The 16,540-nt window shown below is 64.8% G+C and carries 13 protein-coding genes; 8 read left to right on the forward strand and 5 right to left on the reverse strand.

The window, feature by feature from the left end; all coding sequences use genetic code 11:
• Positions 1-52 precede the first annotated feature (52 nt).
• On the forward strand, positions 53-883 hold the full coding sequence (locus tag AC0ZJQ_RS09045) for an undecaprenyl-diphosphate phosphatase (protein ID WP_213663413.1): 831 nt from the start codon (positions 53-55) through the stop codon (positions 881-883).
• 66 nt (positions 884-949) lie between these two features.
• Here AC0ZJQ_RS09045 and AC0ZJQ_RS09050 read toward each other — a convergent pair whose 3' ends face one another.
• The 5 genes from AC0ZJQ_RS09050 to AC0ZJQ_RS09070 all read right to left on the reverse strand — a co-directional run bounded on the left by AC0ZJQ_RS09050 (position 950) and on the right by AC0ZJQ_RS09070 (position 9,399).
• Positions 950-2,539: an ABC-F family ATPase gene (locus AC0ZJQ_RS09050; RefSeq protein ID WP_008567836.1), complete on the reverse strand. Its 1,590-nt coding sequence runs from the start codon at positions 2,537-2,539 to the stop codon at positions 950-952.
• Positions 2,540-2,763: 224 nt separating this feature from the next.
• Entirely contained in the window at positions 2,764-5,838 is a 3,075-nt protein-coding gene (locus AC0ZJQ_RS09055) for an error-prone DNA polymerase (RefSeq protein WP_476477700.1), read from the reverse strand.
• Positions 5,835-7,250, reverse strand: a complete 1,416-nt coding sequence (locus AC0ZJQ_RS09060; RefSeq protein WP_008567834.1) for a Y-family DNA polymerase — start codon at positions 7,248-7,250, stop codon at positions 5,835-5,837. The genes AC0ZJQ_RS09055 and AC0ZJQ_RS09060 overlap by 4 nt, the downstream gene beginning before the upstream one ends.
• Positions 7,251-7,257: 7 nt before the next feature.
• Positions 7,258-7,875: a translesion DNA synthesis-associated protein ImuA gene (gene imuA / locus AC0ZJQ_RS09065; protein WP_102828376.1), complete on the reverse strand. Its 618-nt coding sequence runs from the start codon at positions 7,873-7,875 to the stop codon at positions 7,258-7,260.
• Positions 7,876-8,007: 132 nt separating this feature from the next.
• Positions 8,008-9,399 (reverse strand): MATE family efflux transporter, encoded by a 1,392-nt coding sequence (locus AC0ZJQ_RS09070; protein WP_037019706.1) that lies wholly within the window; start codon positions 9,397-9,399, stop codon positions 8,008-8,010.
• 119 nt (positions 9,400-9,518) lie between these two features.
• Here AC0ZJQ_RS09070 and pdxB point away from each other — a divergent pair, with 119 nt between their 5' ends.
• The 7 genes from pdxB (at position 9,519) to AC0ZJQ_RS09105 (ending at position 16,530) form a co-directional block, all read left to right on the forward strand.
• A complete protein-coding gene (gene pdxB, locus AC0ZJQ_RS09075) occupies positions 9,519-10,661 on the forward strand; it encodes a 4-phosphoerythronate dehydrogenase PdxB (protein WP_213663408.1) in 1,143 nt (380 codons plus the stop codon).
• A 74-nt stretch (positions 10,662-10,735) separates the two neighbouring features.
• Positions 10,736-12,721 carry a DNA polymerase III subunit gamma/tau gene (gene dnaX / locus AC0ZJQ_RS09080; protein WP_476477701.1) on the forward strand — a complete coding sequence of 662 codons (1,986 nt, stop codon included), beginning with the start codon at positions 10,736-10,738 and terminating at the stop codon, positions 12,719-12,721.
• Between the two features lie 21 nt (positions 12,722-12,742).
• Entirely contained in the window at positions 12,743-13,069 is a 327-nt protein-coding gene (locus AC0ZJQ_RS09085) for a YbaB/EbfC family nucleoid-associated protein (protein ID WP_008567825.1), read from the forward strand.
• 85 nt (positions 13,070-13,154) lie between these two features.
• The gene (gene recR / locus AC0ZJQ_RS09090; RefSeq protein ID WP_102828379.1) at positions 13,155-13,754 is read left to right on the forward strand and encodes a recombination mediator RecR; all 600 of its coding nucleotides are present in this window, start codon (positions 13,155-13,157) and stop codon (positions 13,752-13,754) included.
• A 175-nt stretch (positions 13,755-13,929) separates the two neighbouring features.
• Positions 13,930-14,919, forward strand: a complete 990-nt coding sequence (locus tag AC0ZJQ_RS09095; protein WP_008567822.1) for an ABC transporter substrate-binding protein — start codon at positions 13,930-13,932, stop codon at positions 14,917-14,919.
• A 94-nt stretch (positions 14,920-15,013) separates the two neighbouring features.
• Positions 15,014-15,760: an ABC transporter ATP-binding protein gene (locus AC0ZJQ_RS09100; protein ID WP_008567821.1), complete on the forward strand. Its 747-nt coding sequence runs from the start codon at positions 15,014-15,016 to the stop codon at positions 15,758-15,760.
• Positions 15,757-16,530 carry an ABC transporter permease gene (locus AC0ZJQ_RS09105; RefSeq protein WP_043295583.1) on the forward strand — a complete coding sequence of 258 codons (774 nt, stop codon included), beginning with the start codon at positions 15,757-15,759 and terminating at the stop codon, positions 16,528-16,530. The genes AC0ZJQ_RS09100 and AC0ZJQ_RS09105 overlap by 4 nt, the downstream gene beginning before the upstream one ends.
• Positions 16,531-16,540 lie beyond the last annotated feature (10 nt).

Here is a 16,540-nt window from a genome sequence, read left to right on the forward strand (position 1 = left end):
TACCTTTGTTGTATTTTCAAGTGCGATGGTCTGCATCGCTGATGGGGAATAGATGGATCTTTGGATTGCCGTACAGGCATTGATTCTGGGAGTGGTTGAGGGCCTGACGGAGTTTCTGCCGGTATCCAGTACCGGGCACCAGATCATCGTCGCGGATCTGATCGGCTTCGGCGGTGAACGCGCGCTGGCCTTCAACATCATCATTCAGCTGGGCGCCATCCTGGCGGTGGTCTGGGAGTATCGGCGCAAGATCATCGGCGTGGTGGTGGGCCTGCCGAAGGAGCGCGAAGCGCAGAGATTCACGCTGAATCTGCTGATCGCCTTCATGCCGGCAGTAGTGCTTGGCGTGTTGTTCGCCGACCTCATCCATCATTACCTGTTCAACCCGATCACGGTTGCTACCGCACTGGTGATCGGCGGCATCGTCATGCTCTGGGCGGAGAACCGCGACCATCGCATCGAAGCCGAAACGGTCGACGACATGCGCTGGACGCACGCGCTCAAGGTCGGTTTCGCCCAGTGCCTGGCGCTGGTACCGGGTACGTCGCGCTCCGGCTCGACGATCATCGGTGGCCTGCTGTTCGGCCTTTCGCGCAAGGCGGCGACGGAATTCTCCTTCTTCCTGGCGATGCCGACGATGGTGGGCGCAGCCGCGTACTCGGGCTACAAGTATCGCGACCTGTTCCAGCCCGGCGACTTCCCGGTGTTCGCCATCGGCTTCGTCACCTCGTTCCTCTTCGCGATGCTGGCAGTGCGGGCGCTGCTGAAGTTCATCGGCAACCACAGCTATGCGGCGTTCGCCTGGTATCGCATCGTCTTCGGCATCATCATCCTGGCGACCTGGCAGTTCGGCCTGATCGACTGGAGCACGGCGGTGGGTTAGGACGCTGAGCCCGGAAACAAAAAAGCCCCGCTTTCGCGGGGCTTTTTCATGGGGCTTGTCGATCGATCAGACCAACACGCCCTGGCTGCGCAGGTAGTCGTCGTAGCTGCCGCTGAAGTCGGTCACACCGTTCTCCGACAGCTCGATGATGCGCGTGGCCAGCGAGCTGACGAACTCGCGGTCATGGCTGACGAAGATCAGCGTGCCCGGGTAGTTCTCCAGCGCCAGGTTGAGCGCCTCGATCGATTCCATGTCCAGGTGGTTGGTCGGTTCGTCCATCACCAGCACGTTGGGTTTCTTCAGGATCAGCTTGCCGAACAGCATGCGGCCCTGTTCACCCCCGGAAATCACCTTCACCGATTTCTTGATCTCGTCGTTGGAAAACAGCATGCGCCCGAGGGTGCCACGCACCAGCTGTTCACCGCCCTGGGTCCACTGGCCCATCCAGTCGAACAGCGTGACGTCGTCCTCGAAGTCCTCGGCATGATCCTGGGCGAAGTAACCGACATCGGCGCTTTCGGTCCATTTCACTTCGCCGGACAGCGGCGGCATCTCGCCGACCAGCGTGCGCAGCAGGGTGGTCTTGCCGATGCCGTTGGGTCCGATGATGGCCACCCGTTCACCGGCTTCGATCTGCAGGTTCAGGTTCTTGAACAGCGCAGTGCCGTCGTAACCCTGGCTGAGGCGTTCCAGCGTGACCGCTTGGCGATGCAGCTTCTTGTACTGCTCGAAGCGGATGAACGGGCTGACCCGGCTGGACGGCTTGACCTCTTCCAGCTGGATCTTGTCGATCAGCTTGGCGCGGCTGGTGGCCTGCTTGGCCTTCGAGGCGTTGGCCGAGAAGCGGCTGACGAAGGTCTGCAGTTCGGCGATCTGCGCCTTTTTCTTGGCGTTGTCCGACAACAGGCGTTCGCGGGCCTGGGTCGCCGCGGTCATGTATTCGTCGTAGTTGCCGGGGAACAGGCGCAGCTCGCCGTAATCCAGGTCGGCCATGTGGGTGCAGACCGAGTTCAGGAAGTGACGGTCGTGGGAAATGATGATCATGGTGCTGTTGCGCGCCGTGAGCACCGATTCCAGCCAGCGGATGGTGTTGATGTCCAGGTGGTTGGTCGGTTCGTCCAGCAGCAGCACTTCCGGGTCGGAGAACAGCGCCTGGGCCAGCAGCACGCGCAGCTTCCAACCCGGTGCCACGGCGCTCATCGGGCCGAAATGCTGATCGAGCGGGATGCCCAGGCCGAGCAGCAGCTCGCCAGCGCGGGATTCGGCGGTGTAGCCGTCGAACTCGGCGAACTGTACTTCCAGCTCGGCGACGGCCATGCCGTCGTCCTCGCTCATTTCCGGCAGGGCATAGATGCGGTCACGCTCGGCCTTGATCTGCCACAGCTCCTCGTGGCCCATGATCACGGTGTCGATCACGCTGAAGTCTTCGTAGGCGAACTGATCCTGGCGCAGCTTGCCCAGGCGCACGTTGGGTTCGAGCATCACCTGACCGGCCGACGGCTCCAGCTCGCCGCCGAGAATCTTCATGAAGGTCGACTTGCCGCAGCCGTTGGCGCCGATCAGGCCGTAGCGGTTGCCGCCGCCGAACTTGACGGAAACGTTTTCGAACAGCGGCTTGGCGCCGAACTGCATGGTGATGTTAGCGGTGGAAATCAAGAGGCTCTATCTCACGGGTTTCAAAGGGTTACGTTGGGGCTTGTGGGCAGGTTTCGCGTGCCATTGCGGCTCGGCGCCGGCGTTATCGCTTCGGCGGGCAGCACTGAGTGCGGGCTACATGCGCCGCATCGGGGTCTATCGTGAGGCGCGCATTGTACGGAGGCCGGCCGCGAATACCCAGCGCTAGCCGCCAGGCGCGTCGTGAGGGCTCCGTTCGAGCCGGTTCACTGGAAGTCCCGACTGCGCACATCCAGCCCTGAGAGCAGCGCACTGAGGTCGCGCAGACGGCCGGCGATCACGTGGCGCACACCATGAGCGGACTCCAGATGACCGTCGACCTGCAGCAGTTGCGATTGCAGCAGCACCGGGTGCTGGCGTTCGGCCAGATGCTGCCAGACCACCACATTGATCAATCCGAACTCATCTTCCAGGGTGACAAAAACCACGCCGCTGGCGGTCTGCGGGCGCTGCCGACCGATCACCAGGCCGGCAACGCTGACCGGCCGGCCGGGCTCGGCATCGGCCAGCTCGCGTGAACTGCGGCAGCGTCGCGCCCTCAATTGGTCGCGCAGCAGTGTCAGCGGATGCGGTCCAAGCGTCGTGCCGAGGGTTGCGTAGTCGGTCAGCAGGTCTTCGCCGGTCGTGGGCAACGGCAGGTTCACCGGCGCTTCCGTCGTTGCAGCCAGCTCGGCGAACAGCGGCAGCTGCGGTTCGACCCCGGCGACGGCCCAGCGCGCGTGATGACGATGCCCGGCAAGGCCGTGCAGGGCGCCGGCATCGGCCAGCCGTTCGCGCGCGCGGGCGTCCAGCCCGGCGCGCCGGCTGAGGTCATCGACATCGCTGAACGCTTGTGTCCGGCGAGCGCTCTCGATGCCTCGGGCATCCGCCTCACGCAGGCTACGAATCATCCGCAGGCCCAGGCGGATCGCCGGCTGTGCCTCGGCGCCGGGCTCCAGACTGCAATCCCAGTCGCTGTGACATACGTCTACCGGGCGCACTTCGATGCCGTGGCGCCGGGCATCCTGCAATACCTGATCGGGGCTGTAGAAACCCATCGGCCAGCTGTTGATCAGCGCGCAGGCGAACGCCGCCGGCTCATGGCATTTCAGCCAGCTGCTAGCGTAGGTGAGCAGGGCGAAGCTGGCGGCGTGGGATTCGGGGAAACCGTAGCTGCCGAAGCCTTTGATCTGCTCGAAGATGCGCGTGATAAATTCCGGCTCATAGTGCTTGGCGAGCATCCGCGCAGTCAGCCGTTCACGATGATGTTCCAGACCGCCGTGGCGCTTCCAAGCGGCCATGCTGCGGCGCAGTTCGTCGGCCTCGCCGGGGCTGTAGTCGGCGGCGATGATGGCCAGTTCCATCACCTGTTCTTGGAACAGCGGCACGCCGAGAGTGCGCTCGAATACCGGCATGAGTTCGTCGGAGGGATAGAGCACCGGCTCCTCGCCGTTACGCCGGCGCAGGTACGGATGAACCATATCGCCCTGGATCGGCCCGGGGCGGACGATGGCCACCTGGATCACCAAATCGTAGAACTTGTGCGGGCGCAGGCGCGGCAGCATGGCCATCTGCGCCCGCGACTCGATCTGGAACACGCCGATGGTATCGGCGCGACTGATCATGGCGTAGGTCGCCGGATCCTCCTGCGGCAGGCTGGCCAGCGTCCAGCGTGTGCCGCGATAACGCTCGATCAGGGCGAAGCAGCGACGCAGCGCACTGAGCATGCCCAGGGCGAGCACATCGACCTTGAGCAGGCCGACCAGATCGAGGTCGTCCTTGTCCCACTGGATCACAGTGCGCTCGGCCATGCTGGCGTTCTCCACCGGCACCAGGGTCTGCAGTGGGTGTTCGCTGATCACGAAACCGCCAGGATGCTGCGACAGGTGACGGGGGAAGCCGATCAGCTCGCCGGTCAATGCTAGCACCCGGCGCAGCAAAGGGTTGTTCGCATCGAAGCCGGCCTCGGCCAGGCGTTCGGCCGAGGGCACATGGTCGCTCCAGCGTCCGCAGCAGTCGGCCAGTGCATTCACCTGAACGGGTGGCAGGCCGAGCGCCTTGGCCACGTCGCGCAGCGCGCCGGCGCTGTGATAGGTGCTGACCACGGCGGTGAGGGCAGCGCGGTGACGGCCATAGCGGCTGAAAACGTACTGGATGACTTCCTCGCGGCGCTCGTGCTCGAAGTCCACGTCGATATCCGGCGGCTCCTTGCGCTCGCGCGAGAGAAAGCGCTCGAACAGCAGGCGGCGTCCCGGCAGGGTGGGGTCGAGTTCGGTGATACCGAGGGCGAAACACACCGTGGAGTTGGCCGCCGAACCACGCCCCTGGCAGAGAATCTGCCGCTCGCGTGCCCAGTTCACGATGTCGTGCACGGTGAGGAAGTAGCTCTCGTACGCCAGTTCGGCGATCAGCTTCAGCTCATGTTCGAGCAGCCTGCGGGCCTGTTCGGGCACCCCGTTCGGCCAGCGCCAGCGGGCGCCGCGCTCGACCAGTTCGCGCAGCCAGAAGGTGGCGTCATGCCCGTGCGGAACCAGTTCGCGCGGGTAGTGATAGCGCAACTGGCCGAGATCGAAGGTGCAGCGCGCGGCGATGCGCAGGGTTTCGGCGAGCAGGGCCGGTGGATACAGCTCGGCCAGCTCCTCGTGGCGCCGCAGATGGCGCTCGCCGTTGGGGAACAGATGGGCGCCGGCCTCGGCCACCGGCAGGTGGTGGCGGATGGCGGTCATGCAGTCCTGCAGGGCACGCCGTCCGCGGGCGTGCATGTGCACGTCGCCGCAGGCCACCGGTGGTAGCCCGCAGGACGTCGCCCGCTCAAGCAGGTACTGCAGTTGCGCGGCGTCATCCGCGCCGCGATGCAGTTCGACGGCCAGCCACAGTCGCTGCGGGAACAAGCGGCGCAGCCTGGGCAGGTGGTCGTCGTCATCATCCGGCAGCCAGATTGCCAGCAGCCCGTCCGGGGACTCGACGAAATCGTCGAACAAAAGGCGATAGCGACCCTTCTCGCAACGGCGGCGAGCCAGGGTGATCAAGCGGCAAAGCGCCTGATAGCCGGTTAGGTTTTCAACCAGCAGGATCAGCCGGGGGCCGTTTTCGATACGCACCTCACTGCCGACGATGAGTGGTACGCCACTGTCCTTGGCTGCCTGCCAGGCGCGGACGATACCTGCCAGTGTGCATTCGTCGGTGATCGCCAGGGCGCGGTAGCCCAGTCGCGCTGCCCGCTCGAACAGCTCCTGGGCGCTGGAAGCGCCGCGCTGGAAGCTGAAGTTGGACAGGCAGTGCAGTTCGGCGTAACCACTCATGCGAACCAGCCGTGCAGCAGCAGCGGGCCGTCGCTGCCGAGCGGGCGGAAGGCCCAGCCGCGCTGGCCGGCGCGTGTTTCGATGAGGTAGTAGTCGCGCCGTATATCCTCGCCGTCCCACCAGCCGGACTCGATACGTTCCGGGCCGGCGAGGATGCGCAGCGAGCTTTCGCGCAGCGACTGAGGTGCGGTCAGCAACCAGCCGGGGCGCGGGCCGCTTGCCGGCAGGGCTGTACGTGGCGCCTGTGCCTGCGTCTGCCATGCATGTTCGGGGCGATGATCGGCGCAGGCGCCGAGGCCCTGCACAGCATGGTCGCCGAGACGCGCGCGCAGGCGTTCGCGCAGCTGTTCCCAGGGCAGCGTTTGCTGCGCTCTTTCATCGAACAGCTGGCGGTGCTGCGGGGTGAAGGCCGGCAGCTCGCGCGCCAGCAATCGCACTGCCAGCACCGGTGCCGGCAGTTGCAGCTGTTCCAGGCGGCCGCGGGTCAGCTCGAACAGCATGCCGGCCTCACGCTCGGCAGCCAGCAGGCCGACGACGACCTGGCTGTCGGCCAGGTTGCGATGTTCCAGTTGCAGGACGAAACGCTGCACGCCGCTGTCGCGCCCGGCGAGATAGGCGGCCAGGTCGGCGGTGAGCCGGCGCAGCGGGAACAACAGCGCCTGGTGTGACTCGACCTCGAAGTTCAATTCGATGCGCGCGTCGAAAACATCGGGTGGGCGGTAGAACTCCAGCGCCAGCGGCTGCCGCCCGAGCAGGGTGTCGAGCTGCAGCAGCACCTCGGCCGGAAAGCGCCGGGCCACGCTGTCGCGGGGCAGGGCAAGCAGTTGCGAAAGACTGCGCAACCCCATGCGCGCGAAGGCCGTGGCCACTTCGCGCGACAGGCCGAGGCGCTCCACCGGCAAACGTCCGAGCGCCTCGCGCAGCGTTGTGTCATCGCTCACCGCCAGACCATCGTGGGCATTGGCGAGTACCCGTGCCGCCGCCGGGTTGGGGGCAACGGTGATGCGCTGGCGGAAGCCCAGGGCGTTCAGTTCCTGGCGCAGGCGCGCTTCGAAGCGCGGCCAGGGGCCGAACAGGCCGAGGCTGGACTGCACTTCCAGCAGCAGGCAGCGCGGGTAATGCAGGCTGACCTGAGCGCTGAAACCGTAGGCCCAGGCGGCCAGGAAGCGCTGCCAGCGCTCGATGGCCGCCAGATCGTAATCGGCACTGGCGAAATTGCGGGTCAGCGCCTGGGCGGCAGTCAGCGTCTGGCCGGGTTTCAGGCCGAGTTCGCGCGCCGCCGGATTGACCGCTTGCAGCACGCGCCGCTGCGCCGGCCCGGCGAGCAAGGCCAGCGGCGCGGCAGGGTCGCTGCGTTCGCGCAGCACGCCGTCCATCGCCAGTTGCGGCAGCAGGATGCAGGCCCAGAGCATGTCCGTGTCACCGCCAGGCGCTGGCGGCGATCGGCCGCGCCGGCGCCAGACCGCCTCGGCACTTGAGCACGCGCAGTTGCGCCGGGTGAGCGTCGATGGCCAGGCGCAGGGCGGCTGGCGAGGGGTTCAGCGCTTCGGCCTGCGGGCGATAGGCGAAGGCCAGCGTCTGTCCGGTTTCGGCGGCCACCTGCAGGCGCCGCAGGGCGCGGTCGTCCGCCTGCCTCGGCCAGCACAGCACGGCGCCACAGCTACCCGAGCGCAGGCATTGCTCGGTCGCCCACAGCGCATCGCGCCCGCTGGCGTGGACGATGCTCAACTGCCGCAGGTCGACGCCGGCGGTCAGCCAGGCCTGGGGGTAGGGCAGATGCGGCGGGTCGACCAGCACCACCCGCTCGCCGGCCACGGTCAGCCGGGCAAGGGTCGGCCACAGCAGGCGCAGCTCGCCGGTGCCGGGCGCGGCGAGGAGGATCTCGCTCAGTGCCGCCTCCGGCCAGCCGCCACCCGGAAGGGCGGCATCCAGCGCGGCGTGTCCGGTCGGCTGGCTGGCGGCAGGGGCGACGATGGCCTGCCCACGCCAGACACGGCGTGCATCGAGCAGGCGATCCAGGGCGACCACGGATGTCATGCAAAGGCAATCCAAAAATACTGTATATGAATACAGTATTCAGTTGCCCGGTTCGGCGGTCAAGTCATGCTGACCAGCGTCATCGCCTCTTCCGCTGATGCAGAGCGCCTTCGATGATTTCGCGTCGACGGCTCAGGCCTGAGCCGGGCGAGCCCGCTGAAGACGAATTGCGCGCCGTGCGCTGCGTGCCAGGCGGATGCTGAGCAAAAACGCTGCGCAGCTCAGTCCGGCGATCAGACCCTGCCACAGCCCGCCGGGGCCGGATGCCGGGCCGAAGTGGTCGGTCAGGCCGAGCACATAGCCGATCGGCAGACCGATGCCCCAGTAGGCGAAGAGGGTGAAGATCATGGTCATGCGCGTGTCCTGGTAGCCGCGCAGGGCACCGGCAGCGGTAACTTGCACAACATCGGAGAACTGGAACAGTGCCGCATAGAAGAACAAGCCGGACGCCACGGCGATCACCGCGGGGTCGGGCGTGTAGATGCGGGCAATCGGCACGGCGAACAGCAGCATCGCGGTGGCGGAAAAACAGGCATACACCAGCCCCGTTCCCACTCCGACGCCAGCGGCGAAACGCGCATCTCGCGGCGCACTGCGGCCCAGTGCCTGTCCCACCCGCACGGTGACCGCCATGCCCAGCGACAGCGGAATCATGAAGATCAGCGAGGTGAAGTTCAGCGCTATCTGGTGTCCGGCCACCACCGTCGCGCCCAATGCGCCGATCAGCAGCGCAATGACCGAAAAAATGCTGGCTTCGGCGAACACCGCGATACCGATCGGCAGACCGACCGCGAGCAAGGGGCTGAGCACCGGCCAGCGCGGCCATTCGAAGTGGGCGAATAGCCGGCTCGGTCGATACGGCGCGGCGCGGCGTACCCAGAACAGCATGGCCAGCAGCATGAACAGCATGACCAGCGACGTTGCGACACCGCAGCCAACACCGCCGAGTGCCGGCGCGCCGAGCTTGCCGTAGATGAAGATGTAGTTGAGCGGGATATTCAGCAGCAGGCCGAGAACCCCGACCACCATGCTCGGGCGCGAGTGGCCGAGGCCGTCGCTGTAGCAACGCAGCACCTGGTACAGCCCGATCGCCGGAAAGCCGCAGGCGACGGCGCGCAGATAGCCCATGCTGGGATCGATCAGCGCGGCTTCGACGTTCATCCAGTGCAGCATCGGCTCGGCGTTCCACATCAGGACGGCGCACAGGCTGCCGAGGCCGCCGCCCATCCACAGCGCCTGGCGCACCAGAGGGCCGATCTCGCCGTGGCGTCCGGCGCCGAAACGCTGCGCCACGTTCGGCGTGGTCGCCAGGATCACGCCGGTCAGGAACAGAAAAACCGGCACCCAGATGGAATTGCCCAGGGCCACTGCCGCCAGATCGTGCGCACTGACCCGACCCGCCATCACCGTATCGACGAAGCCCATCGCCGTATTGGCCAGCTGAGCGATCATCATCGGCAGGGCAAGGGCGAAGAGGGTGCGCAGCTCGGTCCGCACCCGGCCGGCTCTCGACTCAGAAGGCATTGCATCGTTCCGGTTGTATACAAAGAGCGCGGTAGTCTACGCCGCACGACAGCTGGCCGAAAGGCGGAAAAACGGCGGCGAGGCGTCTAGAATGGGCCGCATCTGAAACGGAGCCTGCCATGCGTATCCTCGCCGACGAAAACATTCCTTTGGTCGATGCCTTCTTCGCCGGCTTCGGCAGCATCCGCCGCATGGCCGGCCGCTCGATCAACCGGGCGGCGCTGGAGCAGACCGACGTGCTGCTGGTGCGCTCGGTGACCCGCGTCGATCGCGAATTGCTCGCCGGCACACCGGTGCGCTTCGTCGGCACCTGCACCATCGGCACCGATCATCTGGACCTCGACTATTTCCTCGAAGCCGGCATCACCTGGGCCAGTGCGCCCGGCTGCAATGCGCGCGGAGTGGTGGATTACGTGCTGGGCAGCCTGCTGACGCTGGCCGAACGGCAGGGCGAGGAACTGACGACACGTCGCTACGGCGTGGTCGGCGCGGGCGAAGTGGGCGGGCGGCTGGTGGAGGTGCTGCGCGGATTGGGCTGGGATGTGCGAGTCTGCGATCCGCCGCGCCAGGCACGTGAGACTGGTGACTTTGTCACGCTGGAGGAGATCATCGCCGAGTGCGATGTGATCAGCCTGCATACGCCACTGGAGTTGCAGGGCGCGCATCCGACCTTCCATCTGTTCGACGCTTCCCGACTGGCGCAACTGCGCCCTGGCAGCTGGCTGATCAACGCCAGCCGTGGCGCGGTGGTGGACAATGCCGCTCTACGCGAACTGCTGCTACGTCGACCGGATCTGCAGGCGGTACTGGATGTCTGGGAAGGCGAGCCGCAGGTCGACGTCGCCCTGGCCGAATTGTGCCAGCTGGCCACGCCGCATATCGCCGGCTACAGCCTGGATGGCAAGCTGCGCGGCACTGCACAGGTCTATCAGGCGTTCTGCGCCGCCCAGGGGCTGGCGCCGACAGTGACGCTGGACGAGCTGATGCCGGCGCCGGCGCTACAGGCGCTGAGCTTCGATGGCTCTGCCGATCCATGCACTCTGTTGGCCACGCTGTGCCGCGCGGTCTACGACCCGCGTAGCGACGATGCCGCGTTCCGCCGCAGCCTGCGCGGTGACGAAGCGCAGCGTCGTGCTGCCTTCGATCAGCTGCGCAAGGCCTATCCGCCACGGCGCGAAATCGACGGTGTGCGGGTGCACATTCAGGGCGACAACGACGAACTGACCCGCGTCGTGCGCGGGCTGGGTGCGCTGCTGGGCTAAGCCGATTGGTCGGATGCAATTTGCGGCCTGCTCCGCTAGCATTACCCGTCCTCCGCTTAGCCCACGATGGTGTTATGAGTTATCAGGTTCTAGCCCGCAAATGGCGTCCGCGCTCGTTCCGCGAAATGGTCGGGCAGACGCACGTGCTCAAGGCCCTGATCAACGCGCTGGATAATCAGCGCCTGCACCACGCCTATCTGTTCACTGGCACCCGCGGCGTGGGCAAGACCACCATCGCGCGGATCATCGCCAAGTGTCTGAACTGCGAAATCGGCGTCAGCTCGACCCCCTGCGGTGAGTGCTCGGTGTGTCGCGAGATCGACGAGGGGCGCTTCGTCGACCTGATCGAAGTCGATGCCGCGAGCCGCACCAAGGTCGAGGACACCCGCGAACTGCTGGACAACGTGCAGTACGCGCCGAGCCGTGGCCGCTACAAGGTCTACCTGATCGACGAAGTGCACATGCTTTCGTCGCATTCGTTCAATGCGCTGCTCAAGACGCTCGAAGAACCGCCGCCGCACGTCAAGTTCCTGCTGGCGACCACCGACCCGCAGAAGCTGCCCGTCACCATCCTCTCGCGCTGTCTGCAGTTCTCGCTGAAGAACATGCCGCCGGAGCGGGTGGTCGAGCATCTGGCTCATGTACTTGGCGCGGAGAACGTACCGTTCGAGGAAGACGCCCTGTGGCTGCTCGGCCGGGCGGCAGATGGCTCGATGCGCGATGCGATGAGCCTGACCGACCAGGCGATCGCCTTTGGCGAGGGCCGGGTGCTCGCCGCCGATGTGCGCGCGATGCTCGGCACGCTCGATCATGGGCAGGTCTACGGTGTATTGCAGGCGTTGCTCGAAGGTGACGCGCGCGCACTGCTCGAAGCCGTGCGCCAGCTGGCCGAGCAGGGCCCGGACTGGGCCGGCGTGCTGGCAGAAATGCTCAATGTGCTGCACCGCGTGGCCATTGCCCAGGCGCTGCCGGAAGCGATTGATAATGGCCAGGGCGACCGCGATCGCGTCCTCGCGCTGGCTCAGGCGTTGCCCTCCGAGGATGTGCAGTTCTATTACCAGATGGGGTTGATCGGCCGGCGCGACCTGCCGTTGGCGCCCGATCCGCGCAGCGGTTTCGAGATGGTGCTGCTGCGCATGCTGGCGTTCCGTCCCGCCGACAGCGAAGACGCGCCGCGAACACAGCTAAAGCACCTGGGAGTCAGCCCGGCCACGGCTGATTCCGACAGGACTCCGGTGGCCGCAGCGGCCACCGCGCCTGCTCCCGTGCCTTCTGTGGCTGTTCCACCTGCCGCCGTGCCGCCTGTCGCAACCGTGACCGAGGTCGTCCCGCCGGTCGAGCAGGCATCCACCGTTCAGACACCGGCGTTGCCCGCGAACGAACCCACTGCACCACCGGTCATCGACGTGCCGTGGATAGAGTCGCCAAGTACTGCGCAGGCGACGCCTGAGGTGGTCGCCGTCGAACCAGTACCGTCGCCTGTCATCGCGGCCGAACAGCCGGCACCGTTGGCTCCGCTCGAGGATACGGACGACGACGAGCCGCCGTTGAGTGACGAGGATTATTACGAAGTCGAAAACCAGGTCGAAGCCTATCTGGACGATCTGGTCGAGACTCAGGCGGCTGTTGCCAGCGAGCCGTTGCCGGCGGCCGAACCAGCAACCGGGCTGGCTGCCGATTGGCTGGAGCTGTACCTCAAGCTCGGCCTGTCCGGGCTGACTGGCAGCATTGCCGCCAATTGCACATTGATCGAGGTAGACGGCGACCGCTGGTTGATGCATCTGGACCCGGCGCAGAGCGCGCTGTTCAACGCCACTCAGCAGCGGCGCCTGAACGACGCGCTGGATCAGTATCATGGGCGCAAGCTGCAGCTGGAGATCAAGCTGGAGAAACCGCAGCAGGAAACGCCGGCGCAGGCCGCGGCGCGCCGTCGCGAAGAGCGTCAGCGTGCCGCCGAGCGATCGATCCAGTCCGATCCGATGGTGCAGCAATTGATGCAGCAATTCTCTGCCGTGATTCGAGACGGCACGATCGAACCTGTAGAACACACCGAAACCTGACCCCCATTTGAGGTGATTCCCATGATGAAAGGTGGCATGGCCGGCCTGATGAAGCAGGCGCAGCAGATGCAGGAAAAGATGCAGAAAATGCAGGAAGAGCTGGCGAATGCCGAAGTCACCGGCCAGTCCGGTGCGGGCCTGGTCAGCGTGGTGATGAACGGTCGTCATGACGTCAAGCGTGTCAGTCTGGACGACAGCCTGATGCAGGAAGACAAGGAAATCCTCGAAGATCTGATCGCCGCAGCGGTCAATGATGCCGTGCGCAAGATCGAGCAGAACAGCCAGGAAAAGATGGCCGGTATGACTGCCGGCATGCAGCTGCCACCCGGCTTCAAAATGCCCTTCTAACAACAGCCGTCAACTGCACGTGGCCGGCTTTCCAGGCGGAGGCCGCCACAGGCACCTGCTGTTCTGTTCTTTCTTCGAGATTCCCATGAGTTTCAGCCCACTGATTCGCCAGCTCATCGATGCGTTGCGGATTTTGCCCGGCGTTGGACAGAAAACTGCGCAACGCATGGCCCTGCAGTTGCTCGAGCGTGATCGCAGCGGCGGTCTGCGTCTGGCGCAGGCGTTGACCCGGGCGATGGAAGGCGTCGGTTACTGCCGCCAATGCCGCACGCTGAGCGAGGATGAGCTCTGCCCGCAATGCGCCGATCCGCGCCGCGACGATGCGCTGCTGTGCGTGGTGCAAAGCCCGGTGGATGTGTTCGCGGTCGAGCAGACGGGGTTTCGCGGGCGCTATTTCGTCCTCAAGGGGCATCTCTCACCGCTCGACGGTCTCGGTCCCGAGGCCATCGGTATTCCCGAACTACTCGCGCGGGTTGCCGATGGTGCGTTCGCTGAAGTGATTCTGGCGACCAATCCGACGGTAGAAGGCGAGGCCACCGCGCACTACATCGCCCAGATGCTGGTGCCCAAAGGCTTGGTCATCAGTCGCATCGCCCACGGCGTGCCGCTGGGCGGCGAATTGGATCTGGTCGATGGCGGTACACTGGCCCACGCGCTGGCCGGACGTAAACCTATCAGCCTGTGAAATCGCCGCGCTCAGTATGCCGCAACGCTTTAACCTTATAGCGCTTTGCCAGTGCCGCCTCTGCTCTGATTCCTGTAAAGTTCTAAGCCAAACCCGCTAGATAACCAAAAAGAATAACTTGCTTGCTTTTGGTTATATGGCATTCCTTTGCGTGCAGCTCGAATCGAGGTCGTAAATGAAAGCAAAGCATTGGCTGTTCTCGGCACTTTTGCTCGTGAGCGCATTCGCTCAAGCGCAGGAAAAATTCAAGGTCGGCTATATCCGGGTAATGGATGATGCGCAGGCAATGGTGGCGCATGAGGCCGGTCTGTATGCCAAGCATGGTCTTGATGTCGAGCTGATCGAGTTCAGTTCCGGTACCGATCTGATCAAGGCCATCGTCGGCGGTCAGTTGGATACCGGTGTGCTGGGCTTCACCAACGCCGTGGCCTGGGCTTCGAAGGGCGCGGACCTGAAAGTGGTGGGCGGCGCCCAGCAGGGCTATCACTCGATTCTGGTTCGCGAACAGACCGGTATTGCCGATGTGGCCGGTCTCAAGGGGCATAGTCTGGCATCTCAGCGTGAAGGCAGCACCGCCGATGCCGTGCTGCGTGGTGTGACGCTGAAGGCTGCCGGTCTCAAGCCGAGCGATGTGAACATCATGGGCGTCAGCCCGGCGGTCGCGGTGCAATCGCTGGTTTCCGGGCGGGTCGACGCAGCCTTCCTGTTCGAGCCCTATGACCGCATCGCGCAACTGGTCGCGCCGGTCAAGCAGGTCTACGAGATCGGCGAGGTCTGGCCTTTCCCCTGCATGGTGGTGATCACCTCCGGTGACACGCTGGCCAAGCGCAAGGATGCCGTGTGGAAATCCCTCGATGCACAACGTGACGCGATCAGCCTGCTTGAGCAGCAGCCGGCTGAAGCAGCCAAGCTGATCGCCGACTACTTCATCGCCGAACCGACGCTCAAAACCCTCAAGCGTGGCGAACTGCCCCGTGAGACGGTCATCGAGGAAGCCATCGCGACCCAGACGTTCAGCGCCAAGCTCGACGATCAGGATCTGGCACGCATTCAGGAACTCGCCGATATCCTGCAGGAGCAGGGGTCGCTGAAGACCCGTGATGGCAAGGCATTCGATACCCGCGCAATCCTCGATCTGTCCTGGCAGGATGCCCGCCAGCTCTGATTCACGATGATCTACGCGGGGGCCTGCTCGCCGCGCGGCAGGCCCCGTTCGTTCTGGCTCGATTCGATGAGCCACTTTCTGTTCAAGAGTGTTTATGCAACTCAGGTTTGATGAAGTAGACAAACGCTTTGGTCAGCTGGAAGTCATCAAGGGCTTCAGCGGCGAGTTCGCGCAGGGCGAGTTGGTGGCGCTGGTCGGTCCGTCCGGCTGTGGCAAATCGACCTTGTTGCATCTGGTGGCCGGGCTGGAAAAACCCAGTGCGGGACGGGTGCTGGCTGATGGTCAACCGATCTCCGCGCCGAGCCCGCAACGCACTCTGGTTTTTCAGGAGCATGCGCTGTATCCGTGGCTCAGCCTGCAAGCGAACGTGGCAATGGCGCTGGAGTTGCAGGGTGTCGCCAAGGGTAGCGCGTTCGAACAGGCTGCAGCCTGGCTGGCGCGCGTCAATCTGGAAGGCTTCGAACACTACTATCCCCACCAGGTTTCGGGCGGAATGCGCCAGCGTACGGCCTTGGCGCGGGCGTTCATCGCCAAGCCCGAGGTGCTGCTGCTGGACGAACCATTCGGTGCGCTCGACGCGCTGACGCGAATGGCGCTGCAGGATGTGTTGCGCGAGCTGATCGAGGAGCACCAGCCGACCGTGCTGCTGGTGACCCACGATGTCGATGAGGCCCTGTACCTGGCCGATCACGTGCTGGTGTTCAGTGCGCGCCCGGCCCGTGTGCTGAAAACCTTCAACTTCACCCATTGCGAGAAGAGTCACGATCTTTCCGAATTCGCTGCCGAGCGCCGGGAGATTCTGCGGTTGCTAGGTATCAAGACGGAGGTCGAGCACGCATGAGCCAGGGACGTCGTTTGACTGGAGCGAAGAAATACCTCGCCGTGGTGTTGGCGATTCTGTTCATTCTGCTGATCTGGCAGGCCGCCGCCTGGAGTCTGCCGGCATTCCTGATGCCGGGAATACCCACAGTGTTCGAGCGAATGGTCAGCGCGGTGCAGGAGCCGGAGTTCCGTGAGGGGCTGTATGGCAGCATGAGTCGCCTCGGCAGCGGCTACAGTTTCGCGCTGCTGTTCGGCATCGGCTTCGGTCTGGTGGGCGGGGTGCTTTTCTTCTTCCGCGAGATTCTCCGTTCGGCCATCGTCATCCTGCAGTCGATTCCGTCGATTGCCTGGGTGCCGCTGTTTCTCATCGTCATGGGCTTCGGCAATCTGCCGATCATCGTGGTGGTGGCCCTGGCGGCGTTCTTCCCGATGGCGCTGTCGGTGATGAATGCCACCGAGAGCGTGCAGCCCGTACATGTAGCGGCGGCGCGTGTAATGGGAGCCTCGCGCTGGCAGCTGCTGCGCCGCGTCTACCTGCCGGCGGTGATGCCGGAGCTGATCACCGGTGCCCAGCTGGCGTTCGGCAACGCCTGGCGTGCGCTGATTTCCGCCGAGATGCTGATCGGCTTCGGCCAGGGCCTCGGTCGCTCGCTGGCTTATTCCGGCGAAATCGCCGATATGGTCGGGGTGATGATGAACATCCTAGTGATCGCCATTCTGGCGACCTTGATCGATCAGGTGGTCCTGGAGAAGTTCAAGCAGCGCATGCTGCGCTACCAGTACGTCTGAGGAGGCTGCC

The sequence above is a fragment of the Stutzerimonas sp. 21-1 genome, assembly GCF_056336065.1.

Excerpts from the sequence above, each read along its gene's own strand:
- recR (WP_102828379.1), top strand. The coding sequence starts at position 13,155 with ATGAGTTTCAGCCCACTGATTCGCCAGCTCATCGATGCGTTGCGGATT.
- AC0ZJQ_RS09060 (WP_008567834.1), bottom strand. The coding sequence starts at position 7,250 with ATGCTCTGGGCCTGCATCCTGCTGCCGCAACTGGCGATGGACGGCGTG.
- dnaX (WP_476477701.1), top strand. The coding sequence starts at position 10,736 with ATGAGTTATCAGGTTCTAGCCCGCAAATGGCGTCCGCGCTCGTTCCGC.
- AC0ZJQ_RS09045 (WP_213663413.1), top strand. The coding sequence starts at position 53 with ATGGATCTTTGGATTGCCGTACAGGCATTGATTCTGGGAGTGGTTGAG.
- AC0ZJQ_RS09095 (WP_008567822.1), top strand. The coding sequence starts at position 13,930 with ATGAAAGCAAAGCATTGGCTGTTCTCGGCACTTTTGCTCGTGAGCGCA.
- AC0ZJQ_RS09070 (WP_037019706.1), bottom strand. The coding sequence starts at position 9,399 with ATGCCTTCTGAGTCGAGAGCCGGCCGGGTGCGGACCGAGCTGCGCACC.
- imuA (WP_102828376.1), bottom strand. The coding sequence starts at position 7,875 with ATGACATCCGTGGTCGCCCTGGATCGCCTGCTCGATGCACGCCGTGTC.
- AC0ZJQ_RS09085 (WP_008567825.1), top strand. The coding sequence starts at position 12,743 with ATGATGAAAGGTGGCATGGCCGGCCTGATGAAGCAGGCGCAGCAGATG.
- AC0ZJQ_RS09105 (WP_043295583.1), top strand. The coding sequence starts at position 15,757 with ATGAGCCAGGGACGTCGTTTGACTGGAGCGAAGAAATACCTCGCCGTG.
- AC0ZJQ_RS09055 (WP_476477700.1), bottom strand. The coding sequence starts at position 5,838 with ATGAGTGGTTACGCCGAACTGCACTGCCTGTCCAACTTCAGCTTCCAG.
- AC0ZJQ_RS09100 (WP_008567821.1), top strand. The coding sequence starts at position 15,014 with ATGCAACTCAGGTTTGATGAAGTAGACAAACGCTTTGGTCAGCTGGAA.
- pdxB (WP_213663408.1), top strand. The coding sequence starts at position 9,519 with ATGCGTATCCTCGCCGACGAAAACATTCCTTTGGTCGATGCCTTCTTC.